Origin of the sequence: uncultured Mucilaginibacter sp. (assembly GCF_903913935.1) — a bacterium.
In the GTDB taxonomy this organism is placed as follows: Bacteria; Bacteroidota; Bacteroidia; order Sphingobacteriales; family Sphingobacteriaceae; genus Mucilaginibacter.
This window is the reverse complement of record NZ_CAIWNH010000370.1, coordinates 1-22,335: the sequence shown is the minus strand read 5'-3', so window position 1 is coordinate 22,335 and position 22,335 is coordinate 1. Positions and strand designations below refer to the sequence as shown.

The window sequence follows — 22,335 nt, the reverse complement described above, 5'->3', positions numbered from 1 at the left end:
GGGGTAACCCCTTTGTAGAAAAACAATAACGATAAATATTGCCACGTTAGTGGCTACCCTTAGCGAATTGGATAGCCGCGCTGTTTGGCGGAAACTGGCGGGTGGGTAGCCGCCTATGGGGCAAAAATGGTGGGGGTGTAATTCATTCTACAAAGCGGTAGCCGCCTACGGGGCATAAGCAATATTAAACCCCGCCCGGTGAAGCGTGTCGTTTCACCGCGATAAGACAATGCATGGAAACTTCCTTCGCCGGTTCAAGTGTCCCACTCTTGGATCTAAACCGCTGTCAGCGTCCCGCTGACGGATCCTAAAAATTGCCTGGCGTTTTTCCGGCTGCGTAAAGTGGTTAATGTAAGCGGGGCGCCTACACTTATTTGGGTTGAAGCAGGATGCTTGAACCAACTTAACGTTATAACGCAGCTAAGCGGGCGCCGCAAAGTGTTGCGTCACCATAAATTCTAATCACCTTCATTTTCATCACCCTCCTTCAACTTCGCCAGCACCCTTTGCACGGTTGATGACCCGATACGCAGGTGGTCGGCGATCTGGCGTACGGAGAGGCCCTGGCCGGCGAGTCCGGGGATGCGTTGTTTTACTTCGGGGCTGATGGCGGCGCCGGCTTTTTGCAGGTGAAACTGCTCGTGGTCAAACCCCTGGAATTGCATGCCCAGGAAGTTTTGTGTTTTTACCATGCTGAACAGGCATACATGGGCGGCATCGTACTGGGCGGCGGCATTGCGCTGCTTGATCTGTTTAAGGTAACGCAGCTGGGGCTGCGAATGGCTCTGGCCCAGGGCGAAGGCGCTGTCGGCAAAGTTGATGAGCATTTTGCTGCCCTGCAGGTCGTTAACGGTGATGGGCTTGCAGGCGTTGCGCTTAGGGGTATGGGCCAGCACCAGCACGCTGAGCTTGTATTTTGTTTTGATAGCTTTGAGGGTTTTGATGAGCTGCAGCGCACTGCCGCCATGCACCAGCGGGTTGCCCATATAGGTAATGTTATCGATAATAAGCACCTGCGCTTTGGTGCAGGCCAGGATGAATTCGATACGTTCCTTTACATAATCTTCGTATTTATTGTACAGCAGGGGGTCGTCGCCGCCGGGGTTAAATTCGGCGCGGATAAAATTGCCGCCAAAGTGGTGCGGGCCCCAGCGGCTGTCGTTATAGCGTGCTTTAAACTGGGTGGCGCTGAGCTCAAAATCAAGGTATAAAACCTTCAGCGCTTCGTTAAGCTCGCTGCCAAAGGGTTCCATGGCGGTTTGTTTGGCCAGGTGGTCGCCAATTTGCACGGCCAGTACCGATTTGCCCAGGTTGGTATCGGCAAAAAGGATGCAGAGCTCATGCTCGTACCAAAGCGTGCCCAGCAGCTGGCGGGCGGCGGGTTTGCTTTCTTCTTTTAGCCAAAGGTCGGCGGGTTTAAAATAAAACAATTCACGGGAGGGGTCGTTACGCAGCTGGCTGAGCAGGGCGTTTTTTTCGCGCTCTCGTGGGGTGGTGTCGCGTATGGCGTTGCGCATGATCTCGATGATGGGCGGGCGGGTTGACATGGGGGAATAATTTTTTGAAGTAATTAATTTAGTTGGCTGAAGGAGTTTAATATCGAATACTGAATGACGAATTTTGAATAACGAAGTAAAAACTTCGGCTGTCGATATTCCTTACCTGCCGGCCGGCAGGCAGGTTCGATATTTAAATTGAGATAGAAGCTGCCTGGGTACGGGCATTACCGGGCAGACAGGAGAAACACACCCCTCCGCCCCTGCCTACCGGCAGGCTGGCCTGTCAAGATGGGAACCGGAATGCTATTAAGTTAAGGATTTTAATATTGAACATCGAACGCTCAATTTTGAATAATGAAGTAATTAACTTCGTAATTCGACATTCAATATTCATTATTCGATATTAAAACTCTTCCTTTTCCCTTCACTTAATAGCATTGAGGGGAACCGCACAGGCCTGGCTTTAAAAAATGAACTAATAGCGCGAACATAAAGATATTTCTTTAAATATCCAAATAAATTACAGAATTTATTTGTGTGCCAGGTGTCCCGGGTGTATTCATCCGTGCCGGGTGGTTCAGGTGGCCCCTGAGCTTTGGCGCCGGTCGCCAGCAATTTTACCTGCTATTTTTAGAACAATTCACTTTGAATTGGTTTTATTCAGCCGTAAACACCTCCAGCGCTTTTTCAATCCGCCTGATGGTTTCTTCTTTCCCAAGCACCGCCGCAATATCAAACACATGCGGCCCGAATTTGCCACCCACCAGCACCAAACGGAAAGGCAACATTAGCTCGCCCGGTTTTATGCCTTTTTCTTCGGCATGGGCTTTAAAAGCAGCCTCTAAACCGGCTTCATCCCAAGCCTCCATTGCGCCAAATAAAGTGATCAGGCTAATAAAAAACTCAGTTTTGGCATCCGTCCATTTTGGTTTAACGGCGTTAACATCATATTCCTTCGGCTGTTCAAAAAAGTAAGCCGCCTGCTGGTAAAAATCAGGCAGTAAAACAACGCGGTCCTTTATTTTATCAATTACCTTCAGCAGGTATTCATTATCCGAAACCACAACGCCCTTGTCCTCCAAAATCTTTTTGACTTCAGACTTCAGACTCAAGGCTTCAGACTTCTTAATCCATTCTGCATTGAACCATTTTGCTTTTTCAAAATCAAATTTCGCGCCGGCTTTGCTCACCCTGTCGATAGAGAATTTTTCGATCAGCTCATCAAGTGAAAATAGTTCCTGGTCGGTTCCATCATTCCAGCCAAGGGTAGCCAGCAGGTTTAAAAAAGCTTCAGGCAAAAAGCCCAGTTCGCGGAAACCCGGGGTCAATTCCCCCGTTTTGGCGTCAAACCAGTTCATGGCATATACCGGGAAACCCAGGCGGGCGCCATCGCGTTTGCTTAATTTGCCATGGCCATCGGGTTTTAAGATCAGCGGCAAATGCGCCCATTGCGGCATATCGGCCTTCCAGCCCAAATATTCCCAAAGCAATAAATGCACCGGCGCCGACGGCAGCCACTCTTCCCCGCGGAAAGCATGGGTAATCTTCATCAGGTAATCATCCACCACTACAGCCAAATGATACGTTGGCATACCATCGGCTTTTAATAATACTTTATCATCAACCTGGTTGGTTTCAAAACTAACATTGCCGCGGATCATATCGTTAAAACTCACCCTTTCATCAGCCGGCATTTTTATGCGGATCACATGCGGGGTATGGGCATCCAGCAATTCGTCAACTTCATGTTCGGTTAATGAAAGCGAATTGCGCAAACCATCCCGGTAAACCTGGCCGTATTGAAAGTTTGGGATCTCTTTACGGTTTTTGTCCAGTTCTTCGGGGGTATCGAAAGCATAATAGGCATGGCCCTGGCGCACCAGTTTTTCGGCATACTCGCGGTATATGGCTTTGCGTTCGCTCTGGCGGTAAGGTGCATACGGGCCGCCTGCCGCCGGGCTTTCATCCGGTGTTATTCCGCACCATTTCAAACAGTCCAAAATATAATCTTCGGCGCCTTCAACGTAACGGTTCTGGTCGGTATCTTCAATCCTTAAAATAAAATCGCCATGGTGTTGTTTGGCGAATAGATAATTGAACAACGCAGTGCGCACACCACCCAGGTGCAAACCACCCGTAGGGCTGGGGGCAAACCTTACTCTAACTTTTTTATCAGACATAGTGGGACAAAGATAGGGAAAGTCAGGAAGTCGGGAAGTCCGAAAGTCCGAAAGACAGAATTTGTTGTAATGTTGAAAGGTTGTGGATGTCCGTTAGGTCTAATTAAACAGTCAATTCCTCCATAGCGATGGGTTTGAAACCCATCGCTATGGAAATGAGGCGTCTTTCTATTCCCTCCTAACCCAATTTCGCCCTTTCCCTACTTTTTACGTATTTTGGCGAAAATTATCTTTCGAACTTTACTGAATTCCCGACATTTCGGACTACAAATGAACCCGTACCAACAAAAAAAACGCTGGAAATACTCGCTGCTCACCTTCGCGGTGGTAATTGCCAGTGGCTCGTTGTTATACACCAGATATTTGGTGCGAAATATAGCCAAATCTGAACGCACACGCGCGCAGGTATGGGCCATGAGCATGAAACAGGTGCTGGCATCAGATGACAATGACTTTTTAAGTTATGTTTTTGCAGTACGTGATAGTTCGATAGTACCTGCAATCGTTACGAATGACAGGGGCGATATTCAGCTTTCCAGGGGCCTCGATCCAACCAAAACCTTCATAAAACTGGAGGCCGAGGATAATACAAAGGGAAAACTCCGAAAAAAATACGATATAGATTATTTTAAAGGGGAACTGGCGAACATGAAAAAGCAGCATACGCCGATCAAATTGAAAGTTTTAGACACTGAATGGTTGGTGTATTATAAGGATTCGGATTTGCTTACCGAGCTTAAATATTTCCCCTACATCCAGCTTTCTGTTATCGCTATATTTTTATTGCTGGCATATACCGCTTTCAGTTCGTCGCGTAAGTCGGAGCAGGACCAGGTTTGGGTGGGCCTTGCTAAGGAAACCGCCCACCAGCTGGGTACACCGATCTCCTCGCTTATGGCCTGGATCGAGTTGATGAAGGAAAAATTCAACGCCGAAGATGACCCTCTGATCGGCGAAATGGAAAATGACGTGAAGCGCCTGGAGATTGTGGCCGACCGTTTTTCGAAGATCGGCTCGAGAGCACAACTGGAAGAGCACAAGGTTTATGATGTGGTGAAAGATTTTGTTGATTATTTTAAAATACGGGTTAGTAAAAATATCGGTTTTGAATTAACTGGTAACCCGCACCTGCTGGCCGGAATTAATGTGCCATTATTTGATTGGGTGTTGGAAAACCTGATGAAAAATGCTGTCAACGCCATTGACGGCAAAGGCAAAATAAAAGTAGATATATCCGGTAACAAAATAAAAAAACAGGTATTTATCGATATTTCAGATACCGGTAAGGGGATTCCCCGTTCAAAATTTGATACCGTATTTCAGCCGGGGTATACTACCCGTAAACGCGGCTGGGGGCTTGGCCTCAGCTTAACTAAACGAATTGTGGAAAATTACCACGACGGGCAGATTTTTGTGCGCGATTCGGAATTAGGAAAAGGAACAACTTTCAGGATCATATTAAAAAACATACGACATGATAAACAGACCGCAGCCTGATGAATATTCGGCTTTCGCCGCACGATATGTTGATTTGGTGGGCAATGGACCCATTATAGAGATATTGGAGTACCTGCAGCAAATGACCTTTAATTTTTTTTTAAGGATAGATCCTGAAAAAGCATCGTACGCCTATGCTGATGGAAAATGGACCATTAAGCAGGTGGTAGGCCACATTACCGACACCGAAAGGGTATTTGCTTACAGGGCGCTGGCTTTCTCGCGCGAAGCGATCGAGTTACCTGGTTTCGATCAGGATGTTTATATGGAGAAGGCTACTTTTAACAGCCGATCGTTGGAAGACCTGGCCAATGAGTATAATACCGTGCGGGAGTCAACTCTTTATCTTCTTAAATCATTTACCGAAGAGCAAACCATGCAGAAAGGGATTGCCAGTGGCAACCCGCTTTCTGTTAGGGCTTTGGCTTATATGATAGCGGGTCATGAGATGCATCATATTAAGATTTTGAAAGAGCGGTATTTGTAATTGGTTGATTAGGTTAGATTAAGTTGAATGGTTGATTAAGTTAGAAAACGACAACCACTCACCTAATCCACTTTACCCAACTCAATCAACCTTCTCACCATTCTTATCAGCTTCTTTTTTCTCGATCCTGTAAGAAAGGAATAAACCTGACCCGCCGAATATGGCGATTAATGCAAAGTAGATAGCTACATTTCCGCCATCTTCCATATCGCTGATTTTATTGAATAAGGTGTGATCCAATACATAAGCTAAAAACAAGCCGGTACCTGCGCCGATCAATAATAAACCCCATTTAAGGGTTTGAAAAGGTGCCGATTGGGGTTTATACCTGCGTGGGTCCATCCCACGTTCGATCATGGCTAGTCTTTCCCGTTTTGCCAGGTATACAATGCCAAAGATCATGGCGAACAATGCTAAGGGAACTATGATTCCGGCCATTACGCCTAATTCTGCTGCGCGATCCATAATGTTTATTTTTTTAAAAGTTTATAAATGTTTTTGTTTTATACATCATTACAGTGTATTTGCAAGCTATGACGACCTTGTTTTTAAGGAGGTTACACCCTTTGGAAAAAAATATTTTAAAGTTTAAAGTGGCAGTGGGTAGTAGCACTGTGCGTTTACCGGCAGGAAGATAGTGTTCGTTTTTTTGTTACGTAAAACTGCTACTTAATACTGCCACTAATTACTAATTTTACAATGGGTGTAACCTGTATGAGTAAACGCACGTCAGAGAGCTATAACAAATGCAAAGCAAGCTTTCAGATACCGAGTTGATTGAACAGACACTGGCGGGGAACCAGGCGGCTTACGCCGACCTGGTGAAACGGCATCAGCGTTTTGTGTTTACTTTAGCGATGCGTTTTACTAGGGTGCGTGAAGATGCGGAAGAAATAGCGCAGGATTGTTTTATCAAAGCTTATCGTTCGCTGGCATCTTTCCATGGGCAATCAAAATTCAGTACCTGGCTCTATAGTATTGTTTATACCACGGCAATGACTTTTTTACGAAAGAAGCGGGTGGATACGGATTCAATTGATGACGAAAATACCCTGATCCAGCTGGAAAACCGTCCGACAGGGTATGATGTTAATAATGCGGAAAATAAGTCAAGGTCGTTTTACCTTAACCAGGCAATCGACCAGCTTTTGCCGGATGATGCAACCATCATAACGATGTTTTATAAAGGCGAACAATCGCTTGAGGAGATTGCGCAGGCATTGGGGATGGAGGCAAATACCGTTAAGGTAAAATTATTCAGGGCGCGCCAGCGTTTAAAAGAAAAGCTGGAGCGCAATTTAAAACACGAAGCTAAAGAACTGATATGAATAACATAGAAGAAATACTTTGGAACTATATTGATGGCAGTTGCACCCCCGAGGAGCAAAACATCATTAAAACGCTTATTGCAGAGGATGAAGCATACAGGTTAAAGTACCAGGAGTTATTGATCCTGAATAAGGAATTTATGGCAATTGAGCTGGAAGAGCCATCCATGGCTTTTACTTACAAGGTGATGGAAGGCATCCGCGCGGAAAATGCATTGGTACCATTAAAGGCAAGGATCAATAAAAAGATAATTATTGGAATAGCTTTATTTTTTGTGGTAACCCTGGTTGCTATGTTGGGAATGGTATTTGCAAGCGTCAACTGGTCTGCTGTGAGTGCCCCTGTCAATTTGACATATAGTGTTAAAATGCCAAGCATCGACGCTGGCAAAACCAAGATCGCTGTAGACGGTTTTGTGTTTTTTGATGTTATACTGGCATTATATTTACTGGACGGATATCTGCGAAAAAAGGCGTCGGCCAGGCAGGCTTAATGCATTGTATGGCAAAAACGACAAATTCCGCAAAAATGTTCAGTTTTCTGACATTTTGGAACATCAAAAAACGTTGGTTTTTCACAAATGTTCATTATCCCGGTTATGTTTTCCGGTTGGTATAATATTTGCAATATGGTAACCTGACTGGCACTCGCCAGTTAATTGTGATAAGGTTTAGGTTGAAAGTCCCCCGCGCAAAGTGGGGGGCTTTTATTTTTTATGCCTTTGCAAGCCCCTCATTCAACTTTCATGTTTTAAAAGTTTTGCCACTATCGCGGCATTGCATAAAGCAGTTTTTTTTACACAAATACTCAAAATGTTATTTAGCTATGCATGCAGAATTTAAAAGTGATGGCAAAATTACCGCAGTAGCTTTTTTTTCAACATTTGTATCGAAACTACAGGGTGTTACGTATATACTATTTTAGCAATAACCAAACGTTTAAAAGAAAAGAATTTCGTTTAACGGAAAAGAAATGTTATCATAATCGTTCTTTTTTATGATGCTATAAATCATTTTTTTAACAGGAAAATTATTTTATATTTAGTGGCAACTTAATAGCATTACAATTAGTTCCAACTTATTACATTAAAACCCCTATTTGCATGACCAACAAACGAATACTCCTTTTGGGGATTGTTCTGGTTTTTTTTACCTTCAGTTGTAAAAAAAATAAAATACCCGTTACCCCTCCAATCACTGATACTGTCAAAAAACCTGGCGGCGGCGGCACCCTACCCCCGCCGGGGCAACCCAATATTATTTTTATACTTGCTGATGACATGGGATATGAGATGCCCACATTTGATGGCGGACAATCATATAACACGTCTCATTTAGATAGCCTTGCGGCACATGCAATGGTTTTTAACCAATGCAGGGCCACACCTCTTTGTTCACCTTCACGGGTAGAACTGCTGTCAGGCCTCTATAATTTCAGGAATTATACCCAATTAGGATGGGGGTATTACAACAATAAATATACTTCGTACGCCAAAGTGCTGCAAAATAGCGGGTACAAAACTTGTGTAGTTGGTAAATGGCAGTTAGATGCCACAAGTGCACCAATTACCGACGTAGGTTTTGATGATTTTTGCGTTTGGGATGCCAGTAACAATTCCAAAGTTGGTTATATGTATAAAGACGCAACCTTGTATGATCCAATGGGCGTTTTGCCTCCGAATATAACTACCGGCAAATACAGCGAAGACATTACCAGTGAATATGCAATGAATTTTATTGATCAAAATAAGCATAAGCCATTTTTTATCTATTATTCATTCATGCTGGTACACAGGCCCCATCAACCCACGCCATTAGACCCCAATTACCAGACGTTTGATGACAATTTGCAGGATACAACCTACATTGGATCGATGACCCATTATTTAGATATAAAAGTGGGAGCGCTTATAAATAAATTAAAAGCTGACAGCCTGGAGAAGAATACCATTATCGTTTTTTGTGGTGATAATGGCAGCGAGCCCCTTTACCACTCCCTTTTTAGGGGGAAACTTGTTGCAGGAGAGAAAAGCCATACCACAGAACTAGGAACACATGTCCCCCTTTTTGTGTACTGGCCGGGTCAAATCATGCCTGGTACAAACGATAACCTGGTGGATTTTACTGATTTTGCACCAACTTTTTTTGATATGGCGAACGTAAAGACTAAGCCGACTGCGTTGGATGGGGTTTCATTTTACCCACAGTTATTCGGAATAAACAGTGCTGCACGCACCTGGACTTATTGTTATTACGACCCTTTCCCGTATCCTTTGCCAATGAACCCCAAAACAGCACCAATAAGCTATGCCCAGGATAAAGAGTATAAGCTATATAACCTGGGGATCCGAAAGGGCTTTTTTTATCATTTCACCGTAGATCCTGAAGAAGCAAATCCAATTTACGATAACCAACTTTCACCGGCACAGGTAGCTATAAAGAAAAAACTTCAAAAAGCATTGAGCCAGGTTCAGCTGTGATTTGGGCCTTATAAGTAGTTCACAACAATGAGATTGAGCCAAACACTATCATTATTTTTTTTGCTTGCTTTGCTTTATGCTTGTGAAAACAAAAGCAAGCCCGGCATCCAAATTTCAGGATCAAAACATTCGTTGTTAAGTATTAAAAAAGTGGCCCTTTGCTGTTCATCAAATACCCCTGCCCGTTTTGCAGGCCAAACAACGCCTGCAGAAACGGTGATACCGGACAGCCGTGCCGAAACAAGTAAGTTACATAACGATATGATATGGATCCCATCCGGCACATTTATGATGGGAGCGGCCATTAAGGATGCTTTCCCTGATGAATTTCCAAGGCATAAGGTAATTCTCGATGGTTTTTGGATGGATGAAACACTGGTCACCAATAACGAATTTAAAGAATTTGTAAAGGCCACCGGATATGTTACAACGGCCGAAAGAAAACCCGATTGGAATGAATTGAAAAAACAGGCCCCTCCCGGCACACCAAAACCGGATGATAAATTGCTTGTACCTGCTTCATTGGTGTTTACGCCGCCAGATCATCCGGTCAGCCTTACTGACGTGAGCCAATGGTGGTCATGGAAAAACGGCGCCAACTGGAAGCACCCTCACGGGCCGGGTAGTGATATAAAAGGAAAAGGAAATTACCCGGTTGTACAAGTTTCGTGGTATGATGCCCTGGCCTATTGTAAATGGGCACATAAACGTTTACCAACCGAGGCCGAATGGGAATGGGCCGCCAGGGGAGGTTTAATCGACAAGGAATATGCCTGGGGAAACGAACCTGTAAATACAGGAAAACCAAAGGCTAATACATGGCAGGGGCATTTTCCCGATCAAAATACATTAGTTGATAAATTTTATAACACATCACCGGTAAAGTCATTTCCTTCAAACGGTTATGGACTTTATGACATGGCCGGAAATGTTTGGGAATGGTGTAATGACCTGTACAGTGCTAAATATTATGCCGCGGTAACTACGACTAATGGCGTCAGAAATCCGACAGGGCCCGGCAAAAGCTTCGACCCAATAGCCCCTTATGCGCAGAAACGGGTACAACGAGGTGGGTCGTTTTTGTGTAATGATAGCTATTGCTCGGGGTTCCAGGTTGCCAGCAGGATGAAAAATACCGAAGATAGCAGCACCGAAAATGGTGGTTTCAGATGTGTTAAGGATAAATAGAAACTTGGAAACCCAATCATTTTATTTAAAGCATCTGTCTGCTTTGCAATTTATTTTATTCCATAAAAACGAGCAGCGTTATTATAAAAAATATCCTGTTTCTGTTTTTCATTCAGAAAAGGGGCTGCTTCTATCATCCTGATTGACAAGGGGATTGCATCTTCCCATATCATCTGGTCAGAACCGTACATAATTTGTTTTTCATGGCCTGCAGTAATGATCGCTTTCAGATACTGGTAAAATTCTTCCTTAGGCAACACCCAGTCGATAACTGAAATATCGGCATAAACCTGCGGGTATACGTACATAATTGCTTTCGTTTCTTCTAAGTAAGGATAGCCCATGTGCATAATTTGCAACTTCAACTTTGCGTGCTTCTTCAGCACCGGTTCGAGGTAAAAAGGATTTCCGGAAGCAACGGTAAAATTTGGAAAGCCATGATATGGCGTTTCCGGAGGCCCCAGCCCCATGTGAATAGCTATTGGAATCCCAAATCGTTCGCAGATGGCGATATATGGTTCATACTCTGGCTGGTCGAGCGTCTTTCCTTCGTACTGCAGCCCTAATTCTCCAAACACAGCAAATTTCTTTTCCCTGATCAGTTTTTTAAAAGTGTCAGTGTCTGGCAAAAGGTTATTCTGGTGGTCGGGAAATTCGAGTGCGCTTATAAATCGTTCGGGGTCCTTTGTAACATAGTCTGCATTTCTCAAAAGTGTTCCTGAGCAGATGGCTTTTACAACATTATATTTCTTTAGTAATGCATAATTATTCCGGAGGATGGCATCATTCGTGCCGGCGTCGGGAGCTTTGCCGGTAACGGGATTAGGCGGGGGCGGCATTCCATAATCGCCGGCAGAACGCGTATGAAAATGCACATCTATTATTTTTCTCTGTTGCGCATCGCAGTTGACATATATAAATGCAAATACCGCAAATACTAAATAAAGTTTCACCATTATCAAATATAACGAATTTGATATATCATAAAAGCTTTAAAAGCAATCTGCGGCGCAGATAGAACACGCCCCTAAAGGAAAAGCGAATCAACAACACTACATCTTGAAAAAAGAGGTTATAATATTATCACCTGAGGCTGCCCCGATTCGTTTATCTATCGTATATCGTACCAATAATCTGTCCTGGATGGTGAAGCAGGTAAATTTGCCCCATTATATAAATTACAAACGGGGTTATTTACACAGGCTAACGCACGGCAAACGGGTTGGCAATATCGCTATTATTCACTATTACTGTTAAAACGTTTTAGGTTCATGCCTCAAAACTATTAATATTAATTTAAGTGATTCATAACGTTTTATTTGCATTTTGCATGCTAAATAAAATATGCCCGTACTATCGTTTGAAGAGCCATATACGGCAAAAACAAACAACAACGACGCATGCGGTATGGCTTTACAAAGGTTTGGGGAAAGCCATGCTGAAATATGTGAACCCATTTGACACAGACGGTTAATAACCGAATGCAAACCAATTTTAAAACCCCGATGACAACTAAAGCGTCATCTCATTTAAAACCAGCTTTAACCAACCCAGAAATATGAACAGGATTAAATTTTTACTTCCAATTGCCGGAGTGTATTTACTGATGGCGCCCTGTAAACTGACGGCCCAGCCGGAAAAAAAATTGAGGGTAGTAGTGATGACAGATATCGAGGCCGACCCGGACGACTCCGAATCATTGGTGCGTTTTTTAACTTATTGCAATGAATGGGATGTGGAAGGTCTGATTGCTACCACCTCAATCCACCAAAAAACAAGGGTTGCGCCGGAGAGTATTTTAAAGGTGCTGGATGCTTATGATAAAGTACAGTCCAATTTACTTAAACACGAGCCGGGCTACCCTGCGGCATTGACATTGAAGGAAAAAGTAAGCTACGGACCCGCCGTTTACGGCATGGAAGGTGTAGGGCAAGGGCACAATTCACCAGGCTCTGAATTGATTGTTAAAGAGTTGAAAAAGCCTGATGCCCGCCCCTTATGGTTTACGGTTTGGGGTGGGACAAATGTACTTGCACAGGCGCTGTGGAAAATTAAAAACACGCTTCCTGCTGCTGTAGCAGAAGAGATTTATAAAAAGGTACGAATTTATACGATTTCCGACCAGGACGACACCGGCCCGTGGATCAGGAAGTCGTTCCCTTCAATATTTTTTATTGTAACGCCGGGATATAACTACTCGAGGGCAACATGGTTGGGTATGTCATTCGGTATGCCGGGATCAAATACGGAAGTAATTTCACCAGAGTGGCTGGCAAAAAACATACAGCAGGGCCACGGTCCGCTTGGCGCTGCTTACCCCGATGTTTCTTATGGTATGGAGGGCGATACGCCCAGTTTTTTAAACCTGATTGACAATGGGCTTGATGATCCTGAACATCCTGATTATGGTGGCTGGGGCGGACGATATGGATATTACCTGCCAAAGTTTGAAGACTCCAACACCGGTCGCTTCCACCGTGACAATTGGCCGAAAGACGATCCGGAAACGCGTCCGATATGGACGAACGCCAATGACTCGTTAATATCCACCGTTGACAAAAAAGGCTATAACAACAACCAGGCTACGATCTGGCGTTGGCGCGTGGAGTATCAGAATGATTTTGCCGCCCGTATGCAATGGACAACCAAAAGCTATAAAGAATGCAATCACCCGCCGGTACCACACCTGGCATTTGGCGATAAGATGACCGTAAAATCCGGGCAGCAGTTCCACCTGAGCGCAGCAGGGACAACCGATCCTGACGGCGACTCACTAAGTTACCTGTGGTTTCAATATGCTGAGGCTGGCACTTACAAAGGACACGTTAGCTTCGCGCCTTATTCAGCAAATATGTACGACGTGCCTGTAACCGCACCGGTTGTTGATAGCGCTGTAACCATCCATTTTATTTTGAAAGTTACCGATAAGGGGACACCCGCATTGACAAGATATAAACGGGTAATTGTAACGGTTTTACCAAAGTGACGTCATTTAAAATAGTGTAAACCCTATTTTAATACATAAGCATATAAACAACTGGCTATTAAATATTTACAGAATTAAAACCCTTGAATATGTAAACCCTTTGTAAACCCTTTTTTGTGCTTTTTGCGTTCAATGAACTTGTGGCTTGACGATTGGTCCATTTATGGTTGACACGACGCTATTCGCGGAACATGATCAAGAAAATGGATGGCTCATCATTCGCAGTTGGTAAACGCTTCCAGGTATTTGTCGATGTAAACTTGCTTACTTAACGTTTTATATTGCATAATAAACCTGGGATGCTCCAATGCGACGATCTTTTTAAAGAAGTGATATTCCTGGTTAATCCTGCTCAAAAATTGTTCGTTTTTTCCGGTTCCAAAACAAAAGCAAACATCTGTTTTAACCCCCAAGGCAATCTGCTTGCTGATATTTTCGACAATGGATTCCGTTACGGCGCTAATTAGTTCCTTACTATCGTAGTAATTGTAATTCTTTTCCTTTCCGTTTGCTTCAACCTTTGTAAAACCAAGCGGAAACAGTGAGTTGATGTAGAATTTTTTATAAAACGCATCAGGGCCGCCAAAAGCGTTGATCATGTCATACACAAAAACCGAAGAGGGCTCGTGCGTTGGTTTACCTTTATAATCGATATGACATTCCGAGACTAATCTTTTTGGATCTGTAAAAGGGATACCCGTTAGCCCCCCGCCAAACCTACCGGGGTTAATACCCAATATCAAATGGCGGGTATTGTTGTCGTTGTAATATTTATGGTAAAAAGCGTCCGCAATTTCCATAGTTTGTGCAAATTCTTTAAAAGGATTCATGATCCGGATTCCGTCCGGAAGAGCCGGCCCGGTATACTCCAGGTTTCTATTGAATAAGATAACTTTATCAGCAAACGTCATGTGGCAAGGTAAATGTTTTTCGTTAATTTGATCAGCAGCAACAACCAGGTCCGCAGCACTTATCAGCATGTTTTGGCTCAGGTTTACCCCGTTCAATTTCAGCAGGTGTTGCCGCCCTGATACTATCAATTTTAACGTTAATAAGATAGGTTTCGGGGGAATTATCGTCAATTTTAAATTTAATCAGCTTAGAAAATCCCGCTGGCAAGCCTTCCAATCCTTTTTCCAACCCCGGTAATATATCGCCCGATCCATGCAGGTATTCAACCGGGGGTTTATCCATCATATCTTCCAAAATCTCGCCGCGCCCGTTTTTCATTACATATCTTATGGCTACTACTGTATTTGCTGCAACTTCCATTGTCTAAATTTAATTTGTTCAACCTAAACCAGCTTCCCCGATACCATTATCTTCTGAATATTTACGTCACCATAAACAATTTTATAGGATGGCTTACCCTGGTGCAAACTCACGGTTCCAAACCCTGTTTCAGTAGAGATAAAACTTGTAAAATCACCAATTTTTGAATCGATATGCAGGGTTTTATCTACGGCGTCATAGCGCACACCGGTTAAGGCCTGCAAATAGCCATAACTTGATAATGCGCGGGCATACCAGCTACCGCATTCGTACTCATTAAATGGGTTGCGGATGCGCCCGTTGTACCTGTCGCGCGATGCGCGGACGATTTCCAGCCCCTCTTTTACATACCCCATCAGCATCAGGTGCGATGCTACCTGGTGTTCAATGCCTGTCCATACCTCATCGCTGTAAACAAATGGCAACGACAGTTTACCGCCATTGGGCCAGGTGCATAACAACAGGCCGCCTTCATCACCTAATGCATATGTGGGACGCTGCGGGTTGGCGTGCTCGCTCAGGTTTTCCTTCAGGTTATATTTATGAACAGCCAGCAGGTGGCTTTTTATTTTTTGGGGATCGATGGTTTCTTCAACGCTGCACATGCGGCCGATCCAGGCGCCCAAAATGCCATCCGATAAGCAGCCTTTACCATATTGGTATTTGGGGCCTTCCTTTTGAAGTAGTTCCTGAGCTTCCTTTGAATATTCACCGCCAAATGACTGCGCCTTAGCCGGGTCCTTTGCGTTCAATCCTTTATATGCTATTTCCTGGATAAAATATTCACCATCGTACAGTTCAGTTTCAAGCAGTTTTTTTGCTTTGGCGGATAGCTGCTCATATTCCCGGATGTCCTTGTTTAAGAATTTCCCCATAGCGATCATGGCATTTAATGCACCGCAATAAAAGCTGGTATGCATCCCATCGCCTCCCCAAAACTCAATATCATAGGTATTGTGATGCGGCTCTTCAATAGCTCCGCGGTGCCTCGGGTCCCAGGTGTTGATGCAGTAATCCATACTGGTTTTTACCATGGGGTACATTTTTTTGAGCCAGGTTTTGTCACCATAAATACGCCACTCCCGGTAAACTTTCATAATACCGCCTAACTGGCCATCGGCCGCTGCGTGAAAATCGTGTTTGGTGGGTTGTATTGGTAGGTTTGCCCTGAAAGTCTGGTGCCCGCTCGTATCCTGGTTTTCGCAAAATTCGGTATGTCTTAAACTTCTTTCAAGGGCCGGGAAAAGATGCGGTATCGCCTGGGCATAGTTCCAAACATGGGTACAGGAGCCGTGGCAGCAACCCCAGTTATCGCCGCAGCCTTCAAAACACCACAACCGGCCATCAAACTGGCGCATTACCGTTGGTGATTTTAATATGGATAAGTTTGATGCCACGGCCTCCATAACTTCCGGCGGCAAGGTTGATGAAAAGAAAGCATCTTTAAAAAGCGTTGATTTTTTCTTTAGTTCAGTATAGCTTTTTAACCAGTAAGTGCTCACTTCTTCAATATTGGCAAACTTGCTGCTATACCAGGGTTTGTAGAATTTGCCGCTAAAACCCTTGTCGTATTTGTCAATAGCCAAATCTTCGGGCGTATTACAGCAGCCGGTCGCCGGGTCGCAGTTTTCTTTACGCATGCCCATCTGGCCGTAAGTTTGTTCTGAGTCAGGCGTGTACCAGGCAAACAATACTTTTATTGTTTTTTCCTGGCCGGGTAGTAATTTAAAAGGCACATACAAACTTGCGCCTGGCGCATCTTTTTCAGCCGGAGGGTTTGATTTGGACTTGCCGCTTTTAATCTCGTTCCATGCCATCGTAATCGGGTCCCACCAACCGCCTCGAAACCAGCAATGGTCTACCAAAGTGTCCTCTTCATCTGTAAAAATTGCGAAATCAGTTCGGAAAGGTTTTTCGGCAGTTCCGGTTTCCGTTAATATAAACCCGTTCTGAATAGGGCGGATGCTGTTTTTTCCGTTGTCGACGGTCAAAAAATTCTTTGTATTAAATGAAAAAATGGCTTCGACCGGTGTTTTACCGGTGTTGGAAAACTTATATTCAATCGCTCCAACCGGTAAACTAGAGTTGTCATCATCAGTCGGAATAAATGGACTCCACCCTGTTAACGCGACTTTCAGTGGGAGATCATTATCTATAATATCTAAATAAGCAAACGGGAACCTGGCTTTGAAACTTGCGTGATGGAAATGGGGTAATCCGGTAGTCGCCCCGCCCAACCCGTTGGCGGCATCCTTTAAACCGAATTTTTTCCAGTCGGGCACAGGCCCTTCTAATAGTTTAGCCCCGTTTGTAATGCCTTTAACTGATATCGCAGCAAAAAGGCCCGGTTCATTAAATATATCGGGCGTATTTTTAACGGATACGTGCGAGATGGCGCCCGATCCCTCCAAACAAAACATGCCCGCCCCTAACCCCCCAATCGGGAAAGCTACGCGACTCAAATGTTGACCGGTATAGGCTGAGTTATAGGAACGTTTAGCAGATTGTTCACCGGATGAAGGAGCCTCCTCACGGATTAATTTTTCAGGATCTGCAATACCTAACTTTCCCAGCGGTAAAATGGCTGCTGCACTGCCTACGCCAATATTTTTCAGAAAGTCTCTGCGGTCAGACTTGTTTTTCATACGCAATAATTTGGAGAAATGGAATAATTGGAAGCCACAATTTAGTTAAAATTATTAATAAAGCAGTTTGTAAAATGGCATTTACCGCTTGGGCAGAACGGGCAATAATTGTAATATTACACATCGAAAAAATACGAAGTAATGGCTGATAGTAAAATTATTTATGCAAAGGAATCTACACTAAATCCTGATGAATTTATTGATGTATTGAGAAGAAGCACCCTGGCCGAACGCCGCCCTGTTGACGATCCTGAAAGGATAAAACTGATGTGCCAGAATGCCAATTTAATAGTTACCGCGAGACAAAACGGCTTACTTGTTGGCATTGCACGTTCAATAACTGATTTTGTGTATTGCACCTATCTTTCTGACCTCGCTGTTGATGCTTCACTTCAAAAACAAGGGATAGGCGTGGGGTTGATTAAAGAAACCAAGAAACACAGCATGCCAGCAAAATTGATATTGCTTTCGGCGCCGGCTGCTGTAAATTACTATCCAAAAATTGGCATGAAGCGCCACGAGCATTGTTTTATGCTTGACGATATCACTGACCTGGAAACTTAGCTTTAATTAAATTGAAGCGCTTTTTGCTCATTTAATAAATCCATACACTCTGTTGCAATTTCCAATTCCTCGTTGGTGGGGATCACCAAAATTTTAACGGAAGAGTTGTCGGCATTTATTTCGTGTGTGCCATTTATTCGTAAACTGTTTTTTTGTTCATCTATCCGGATCCCGAAAACATCCATTTCCTGGCAGATCATTTCCCTGATCAAGACATCATTTTCACCAATACCGGCGGTAAACACGATTGCATCAAGGCCATTGAGTGCCGCGGTGTATGAGCCGATATATTTTTTAATACGATAGGCAAACATTTCAAAAGCCAGCAGGGCATTGTGGTCACCTTCTTCAATCAGTCTTTTTATATCCCGCATATCACTGTACCCTGTAAGACCAAACATGCCACTTTCCTTGTTCAGGATACTACTAACCTGTTTGATATCATACCCTAGCTGCGTCATCATATATATTAATACAGATGGGTCTATACTGCCGCTGCGGGTTCCCATGATTAAACCTTCCAGGGGGGTAAGCCCCATGCTGGTATCAATGCACTTGCCTGCATTTACAGCGGCCATGCTGCAGCCGTTGCCCAGGTGTATGGTAATAACTTTTGCTTTAGGGTTGCTGAGGTAATGTAACGCTTTATCAGTTACGTATTTATGGCTTATCCCGTGAAAACCGTAAACCCGGATGCCATCGTCGTGATAGAAAGTTTGAGGGATGGCATAGCGGAACGCTTTTTCGGGCAGTGTCTGGTGGAAAGCGGTATCGAATACACAAACATGGGTTGCTTTGTCAAATAGCTTTTGGGCTACCTGTATGCCCTGGTAACTTCCGGGGTTATGCAGGGGGGCAAGGGCAAATATCTTTTTTATTTCCTCTTTAACCTGTTCGGTAACAATAGTGGTTTTTGTTAAAGTTTCGCCGCCATGAACGATGCGGTGCCCTACTACGTTAATATCATCAGGGTTTTGTATTACACCTATTCCTGGTTCGGTTAAAAGTTTTGCTGCTTCAAGCATGCCAACTTCATGATTGGGTATATCAAAGGTTAAACTGATCACCTTTTCCTGGCCATCGGCGTAAACTTTGTGTACAATACCTGAGTTTGGCAGCCCGATCCGTTCGATCAGCCCAAAACATACCGGTTTTGCAGATGGCATTTTAAACAGTTGATATTTGATAGAACTGCTACCGCTATTGATCACAAGAATATTCATATCAGGCTACTAATTCTGGTTTGGGTTGGTTAACTTCCTGGCCCTGGATAGCGGTAATAACGATGGTATTAAAAATATCATCGGCAGTACATCCACGACTTAGATCGTTAACCGGTTTATTTAATCCCTGCAACATCGGGCCGATTGCCAAAGCTCCTGTTTCTCGTTGCACTGCTTTATACGTATTGTTGCCAGTATTCAAATCGGGGAAGATCAATACACTTGCCTGACCGGCTACTTCTGAATCCGGCATTTTTTGTTTGCCAACAACCGGATCAACGGCCGCGTCATATTGTATTGGGCCTTCAACTTTAATGTCCGGGCGTTTAGCTCTTACAATGTTGGTAGCATTACGCACTTTGTCAACCTCTTCGCCAACGCCCGAGGTTCCGGATGAATACGAAAGCATTGCCACCCTGGGTTCAATGCCAAAACGTTTTGCGGTATCCGCCGATGAAATGGCAATTTCAGCTAACTGTTCGGCGGTTGGGTTCGGGTTTACCGCACAGTCGCCAAACAAACAAACCCTGTCCTCCAGGCACATAAAAAACACTGAAGATACTGTTTGAATGCCGGGCTTTGTTTTGATGAACTGAAGCGCGGGCCTTATTGTATGCTGGGTGGTGTGTACCGCGCCGGAAACCATTCCGTCTGCTTCGCCTTTATAAACCATCATGGTACCGAAGTACGATACATCGGTCATCAGGTCGCGGGCCATTTCAAGGGTTACGCCTTTGCTTTTACGCAGCTCAAACAGGGTGTTGGCGTAGTCCTCTAGTTTTTCAGAAACCGTGGGATCAATAATTTTTGTTCTTTCCGGAGCCAGTACTAAGCCCAGGCGCTTAATCGAATCGTTGATTTCAGTGATGTTGCCCAATAAAATAAGATGAACAACATGCTGGCTCACCAGGCGTGCTGCTGCTTTTAATATGCGATCATCATTACCTTCAGGTAACACAATGGTTTTGGTTTGGCGCTTTGCCCATTTAACTAACTGGTATTGAAACATGTGACTGGTAATAGCATCAGATTTGTAGGTAATAATACTTTTATCCAATGCTGTTACATCTACATATTTATTGAACATGTCAATGGCAAGCTGAACTTTTTTAGGGTCATCAGGCGTTATTCTCGGTTTAATTGCGCCTATTTCTGCGCTGGCCTGGAAGGTTCCCATTTCAACAGAAATTATGGGTACTATGTTATGTAAGCCTTTCACCAGCCGCATAACCGGTTCTTCGGGCATAATTCCGGCTGTGAGCACAATACCTGCAACTTTTGGATAACTTGATGACAGGTTAGCCTGTAATGAGCCTATAATAATATCGCCCCGGTCACCGGGGGTTACAATCAGCACATTTTCTTTAATAAAACTTAAAAAGTTGGGCAATTGCATTGCGCCTGTCACAAAGTTGTCTACCCTGTTACTCAAATAATCACCACCAAAAAGAAGTTTACCATGCAGACTTTCACAGATATCCTTAATGGTTGGGTTTTGAAGGCCAGGTGCACAAGTAATCACGGAAAGAATAGTGTCGTCAGGTAATTGCGTGGAAAGCACTTCTTTTATACTTTCAACCTGATCCTGTTGGGCCTTATTAACGATAATACCCAAAACCTGTACTTCATGATCCTTAAAATTATGGAAAAAGTTTAACGTTTCGTTGGTTACCTGGGCGGTGGTTTTATTTTCGCCTGATACTACCAATAATGCCGGGCTACCGAGGTTCTTAGCGATCAGCAGGTTGAGTTCAAACTCAAACGCTACGCCTTCACTCGTAAAATCACTACCCTCCAAAACTGTGAAATCATAGCTTTCTTCAATTTTTTTAAACTTGTTGATGATAGTATCGATCATCTCCCCCCGGCTCTCTCGCTCAATATATTCAAGTGCTTCCTGCCTGGTAAATGCGTAGGAGTCTTCATACTTTATAGGCAGTTTAAAATATTCAAGTATCGTTTGAATGTGGGTATCTTTTTTTTCCTTTGGATCAAAGTTGATCACCGGTTTAAAGAAACCTATTTTTTGAGTTTTGCATAGTAGCATATTCACCAGCCCAATAGTAACTACGGACTTTCCGCTGCCAGGCTCGGCAGAAGCTATAAAAATAGTTTTAGCCATTTTTTTTCAAAAAGGATTTTGCGTAAATATCGGGTTAAAAATTCTTTTAAGAGACATTCCCACCAGCTAAACCATGTTTGCTGTGGCCAAATATTGAATTTTTTACAGTTTGACAACTATGCAACACCTCATCAAGCCTCCACTTTAAATGTGTATAGGTTTCAATCAGGCCCAGGTCAAAATCTTCTTTCTTTTCCGTAATCAGCGGTTCCAGTTGGTGCAGGTAGGCGTTCATTTCCTCTTTTAAACCAAGATAGGTTTTTTCGAGGCCGCTAAGCTTTTCAATTTCTACTTTTTTGCCGGCTTGTACAACTATGTTTGCGGTCAACTTATTTAAAAAAACAAGTTCGCTGTCTAAAAAATCAAGGTCTGCTATCCATTGTTTTGCTTCCAGGTAAAGTTCCTGTAGCTCGGTATTCAATTCGCCGTCTTCAATTGCTGTTGTCATGGTCTTTAAAATAATATCCAAAATTCCCTGATTTCCAATAAAGTTCTATTGATAACTATCAGCGTAAAAAGTGATTCTTGTCAGTTTTTGGTTGTTATTTATACTAATCTGTTAGCGCTTTTTTGCAAATTGAGTTAAACCCATTTCGGTTAAAAATAAATCCAAAATGCTTCCCATCCGATTCCAGCCATAAACCGGCGTTTGCTTTTAACCAGACTTCTTTCTTTAAAATGGCTTTTTTTCATTTCAATTGTTCGGGAATATAAAAATGCTGTAAGGTTTTAAACAGTTTTGTCAAATGATAATAAACTATGATTTTTTGTTGAAAGACTTGATATATTTGCAGCCCCAATAAAACAAACATCTAATGGAGAGGTGTCAGAGCGGTTCAATGTGCCTGATTCGAAATCAGGTGT

18 protein-coding genes are annotated in these 22,335 nt (G+C 43.6%); 8 read left to right on the top strand and 10 right to left on the bottom strand.

Annotated features, from left to right (window positions below; all coding sequences use genetic code 11):
* Positions 1 to 458: 458 nt before the first annotated feature.
* Positions 459 to 1,547, bottom strand: coding sequence for an AAA family ATPase (locus QZY09_RS14775; protein WP_295673590.1), 1,089 nt, complete (start codon positions 1,545 to 1,547; stop codon positions 459 to 461).
* 608 nt (positions 1,548 to 2,155) lie between these two features.
* On the bottom strand, positions 2,156 to 3,679 hold the full coding sequence (gene gltX, locus QZY09_RS14770; RefSeq protein WP_295673589.1) for a glutamate--tRNA ligase: 1,524 nt from the start codon (positions 3,677 to 3,679) through the stop codon (positions 2,156 to 2,158).
* Positions 3,680 to 3,949: 270 nt separating this feature from the next.
* On the opposite strand from gltX, the gene QZY09_RS14765 reads away from it, so the two are divergent.
* Positions 3,950 to 5,176: a HAMP domain-containing sensor histidine kinase gene (locus QZY09_RS14765; RefSeq protein ID WP_295673588.1), complete on the top strand. Its 1,227-nt coding sequence runs from the start codon at positions 3,950 to 3,952 to the stop codon at positions 5,174 to 5,176.
* Positions 5,154 to 5,663, top strand: a complete 510-nt coding sequence (locus QZY09_RS14760) for a DinB family protein (protein ID WP_295673587.1) — start codon at positions 5,154 to 5,156, stop codon at positions 5,661 to 5,663. Before QZY09_RS14765 ends, QZY09_RS14760 begins: the two co-directional genes overlap by 23 nt.
* Before the next feature lie 81 nt (positions 5,664 to 5,744).
* Here the strand turns inward: QZY09_RS14760 and QZY09_RS14755 are convergent, their stop codons facing one another.
* Positions 5,745 to 6,128, bottom strand: a complete 384-nt coding sequence (locus QZY09_RS14755; RefSeq protein WP_295673586.1) for a DUF6249 domain-containing protein — start codon at positions 6,126 to 6,128, stop codon at positions 5,745 to 5,747.
* A gap of 281 nt (positions 6,129 to 6,409) precedes the next feature.
* On the opposite strand from QZY09_RS14755, the gene QZY09_RS14750 reads away from it, so the two are divergent.
* The 4 genes from QZY09_RS14750 (at position 6,410) to QZY09_RS14735 (ending at position 10,659) form a co-directional block, all read left to right on the top strand.
* On the top strand, positions 6,410 to 6,991 hold the full coding sequence (locus tag QZY09_RS14750) for a sigma-70 family RNA polymerase sigma factor (protein WP_295673584.1): 582 nt from the start codon (positions 6,410 to 6,412) through the stop codon (positions 6,989 to 6,991).
* Positions 6,988 to 7,485, top strand: coding sequence for a hypothetical protein (locus QZY09_RS14745; RefSeq protein ID WP_295673582.1), 498 nt, complete (start codon positions 6,988 to 6,990; stop codon positions 7,483 to 7,485). The genes QZY09_RS14750 and QZY09_RS14745 overlap by 4 nt, the downstream gene beginning before the upstream one ends.
* 609 nt (positions 7,486 to 8,094) lie before the next feature.
* Positions 8,095 to 9,471 (top strand): sulfatase-like hydrolase/transferase, encoded by a 1,377-nt coding sequence (locus QZY09_RS14740; RefSeq protein WP_295673580.1) that lies wholly within the window; start codon positions 8,095 to 8,097, stop codon positions 9,469 to 9,471.
* Positions 9,472 to 9,498: 27 nt separating this feature from the next.
* Complete coding sequence (locus QZY09_RS14735) at positions 9,499 to 10,659, top strand: formylglycine-generating enzyme family protein (protein WP_295673579.1); 1,161 nt, start codon at positions 9,499 to 9,501, stop codon at positions 10,657 to 10,659.
* A gap of 50 nt (positions 10,660 to 10,709) precedes the next feature.
* On the opposite strand, the gene QZY09_RS14730 is transcribed toward QZY09_RS14735, so the two are convergent.
* Positions 10,710 to 11,615 carry an amidohydrolase family protein gene (locus tag QZY09_RS14730; RefSeq protein ID WP_295673578.1) on the bottom strand — a complete coding sequence of 302 codons (906 nt, stop codon included), beginning with the start codon at positions 11,613 to 11,615 and terminating at the stop codon, positions 10,710 to 10,712.
* A gap of 602 nt (positions 11,616 to 12,217) precedes the next feature.
* Here QZY09_RS14730 and QZY09_RS14725 point away from each other — a divergent pair.
* Positions 12,218 to 13,645 carry a DUF1593 domain-containing protein gene (locus tag QZY09_RS14725; protein ID WP_295673575.1) on the top strand — a complete coding sequence of 476 codons (1,428 nt, stop codon included), beginning with the start codon at positions 12,218 to 12,220 and terminating at the stop codon, positions 13,643 to 13,645.
* A 215-nt stretch (positions 13,646 to 13,860) separates the two neighbouring features.
* Here QZY09_RS14725 and QZY09_RS14720 read toward each other — a convergent pair whose 3' ends face one another.
* From QZY09_RS14720 to QZY09_RS14710, 3 genes are read right to left on the bottom strand one after another with little or no spacing between them, the layout of a single operon-like run.
* Complete coding sequence (locus tag QZY09_RS14720; protein WP_295673574.1) at positions 13,861 to 14,625, bottom strand: SMUG2 DNA glycosylase family protein; 765 nt, start codon at positions 14,623 to 14,625, stop codon at positions 13,861 to 13,863.
* The gene (locus tag QZY09_RS14715) at positions 14,588 to 14,917 is read right to left on the bottom strand and encodes a hypothetical protein (protein ID WP_295673573.1); all 330 of its coding nucleotides are present in this window, start codon (positions 14,915 to 14,917) and stop codon (positions 14,588 to 14,590) included. The genes QZY09_RS14720 and QZY09_RS14715 overlap by 38 nt, the downstream gene beginning before the upstream one ends.
* 23 nt (positions 14,918 to 14,940) lie before the next feature.
* Positions 14,941 to 17,562, bottom strand: coding sequence for a GH116 family glycosyl hydrolase (locus QZY09_RS14710; protein WP_295673571.1), 2,622 nt, complete (start codon positions 17,560 to 17,562; stop codon positions 14,941 to 14,943).
* Positions 17,563 to 17,703: 141 nt separating this feature from the next.
* On the opposite strand from QZY09_RS14710, the gene QZY09_RS14705 reads away from it, so the two are divergent.
* Positions 17,704 to 18,126: a GNAT family N-acetyltransferase gene (locus QZY09_RS14705; RefSeq protein WP_295673570.1), complete on the top strand. Its 423-nt coding sequence runs from the start codon at positions 17,704 to 17,706 to the stop codon at positions 18,124 to 18,126.
* Between the two features lie 2 nt (positions 18,127 to 18,128).
* Here the strand turns inward: QZY09_RS14705 and QZY09_RS14700 are convergent, their stop codons facing one another.
* The 3 genes from QZY09_RS14700 to QZY09_RS14690 are packed head-to-tail and all read right to left on the bottom strand — an operon-like array spanning position 18,129 to position 21,919.
* The gene (locus tag QZY09_RS14700; protein WP_295673569.1) at positions 18,129 to 19,349 is read right to left on the bottom strand and encodes an acetate/propionate family kinase; all 1,221 of its coding nucleotides are present in this window, start codon (positions 19,347 to 19,349) and stop codon (positions 18,129 to 18,131) included.
* Between the two features lies 1 nt (position 19,350).
* Positions 19,351 to 21,471 (bottom strand): phosphate acetyltransferase, encoded by a 2,121-nt coding sequence (gene pta / locus QZY09_RS14695; RefSeq protein ID WP_295673568.1) that lies wholly within the window; start codon positions 21,469 to 21,471, stop codon positions 19,351 to 19,353.
* Between the two features lie 46 nt (positions 21,472 to 21,517).
* Positions 21,518 to 21,919, bottom strand: a complete 402-nt coding sequence (locus tag QZY09_RS14690) for a hypothetical protein (RefSeq protein ID WP_295673566.1) — start codon at positions 21,917 to 21,919, stop codon at positions 21,518 to 21,520.
* Positions 21,920 to 22,335: the final 416 nt, after the last annotated feature.